Raw genomic sequence first — 1656 nt, 5'->3', positions numbered from 1 at the left:
GGGTTCGGGGCGGGGAAAACCACCATGGTGGGCGCGATCAGCGAGATCCTGCCGCTGCGCACCGAGGAGAGTTTGTCCGAGCTCGGCGCCGGCATAGACGATCTGGCCGGTGTGGAGGGAAAGACCACGACCACGGTCGCGCTGGACTTCGGTCGTATCACCCTCAATCCCGAACTGGTGCTGTACCTTTTCGGCACACCGGGACAGGACCGATTCTGGTTCATGTGGCGAGAACTCTCGCTCGGCGCGCTGGGAGCGGTCGTGATCGCGGACACCCGCAAGCTGGACGCCTGTTTCCCCGCGGTGGACTACTTCGAATCCCGCCGGATTCCGTTCCTGGTCGCCGTGAACTGTTTCGACGGCGCCGACATCTACACCGAGCAGGAGGTTTACGAGGCGCTGGATTTGCCGCCCGGCATACCTGTTCAGCTGTGTGACGTCAGGCTCAGGGAGTCGGCGAAAGTCGTGCTGGTCCGCCTCCTCGAACATATCCAGCACGTCCGGAAAAATGCCGCCGTCGGGCCCGGGTAGGCGGACCGCCGTTCACCAGAGGCTACCTTCCAGCAGTCGGGTGAATTGCGCGACAACCGATTTCAGCTGTTCATGGCTGCCGATGAAACCCGCGTACATACCCATTCCCCACATCACCGCGATCAGCATTTCGATCACCGCGGATTTGTCGGGGTCTTCGGTGATCTCGCCGGCGCGGACCGCATTGTCGAACGCCTGCCCCAGGAACTGCCGGACCCCGTCGAGCTGGCTCTGCGCCCGCTCGTGGAATTCCGGATGCCGCACCGAGTCCAGCAACGAGGAGGCGATGAATCGGGCATACGTACGATCCTGAGAATCGGCCTGCACGGCCGCGGCCAGGAATGCCGTCAGCTGGGCCGCGAGAGTCTCTTTCGCCGCCGCGCGCGTGAGCCCCACGCCCACGACCTCGTCCTGGGTGCTGTCGAACAAGGCCGAGTACAGCGTGGCCTTGTCCTTGAAGTAGTGATTGACCGCGGGCCTGGTGACATTGGCACGAGCGGCGATCTCCTTGAACGTCGCACCCTGGAAGCCCACCTCACTGAACACCTCACGCGCGGCATGCAGAATGTCCTGCCTGGTGGTCGGTGGTCCGTCGGAGACCGGGCGGCCACGTCCGCGCGGGCTCCTGGCGACATCGCCGCTCACCATGTGTCCTGTGTCGAGGTCTTCACGCGCGCCTTACTACGGTCCGGGAACAGGTCCGGCCACGAAGAGCCAGCATCCATTCAGCATACGCAGCCGAATCCTACCGCCCAGTAGTCGATTCCGGGCTCGGCTCGACCGCACCGCATACTCAGCGCAACCATGAGCGCGCTTGCCCCTCGTACCCTTCCACGTCGTCGTCCCAATCCGACGGGCCCACAACCTGTTCCCCCGGTCGCCCGTTGTACGGGTCCCATCGGGCTGTCGTAGGTGCGATCAGCGGCGCCGGGGTCCGAGGAGACGGGAGCGCACTCGGTTTCGCGGGCGCGACCGATTCCATCGGCCCCTCGAACAACTGCCGCGCGGCCCGCTCGGCCGCCTCGGTGATCGCCGCGACCAACCGAGTGGTGTTGCCGCGGTACGCATCCGGCGAGATATGCACGACCGCGACAATCCCCATGGGATCAACACCGACCCCCGTAC

The 1656-nt window shown here is 65.0% G+C and carries 2 protein-coding genes and 1 pseudogene; 1 reads left to right on the top strand and 2 read right to left on the bottom strand.

Translation table 11 applies throughout. From position 1 onward, the window contains the following. The coding region (locus JZ791_RS44085) for a GTP-binding protein (RefSeq protein WP_216903927.1) at positions 1-531 on the top strand (531 nt) is incomplete at its 5' end. Positions 532-543: 12 nt separating this feature from the next. On the opposite strand, the gene JZ791_RS44080 is transcribed toward JZ791_RS44085, so the two are convergent. Together JZ791_RS44080 and JZ791_RS44075 are read right to left on the bottom strand one after the other, a co-directional pair. Further along, the gene (locus JZ791_RS44080) at positions 544-1179 is read right to left on the bottom strand and encodes a TetR/AcrR family transcriptional regulator (RefSeq protein ID WP_216903925.1); all 636 of its coding nucleotides are present in this window, start codon (positions 1177-1179) and stop codon (positions 544-546) included. A gap of 145 nt (positions 1180-1324) precedes the next feature. Continuing rightward, positions 1325-1656, bottom strand: a pseudogene (locus JZ791_RS44075) (hypothetical protein); the annotation flags it as partial.

Source organism: Nocardia alni (assembly GCF_019038435.1).
Taxonomy (GTDB): Bacteria; Actinomycetota; Actinomycetes; order Mycobacteriales; family Mycobacteriaceae; genus Nocardia; species Nocardia alni.
This window is presented reverse-complemented; position numbering and strand designations above follow the sequence as displayed.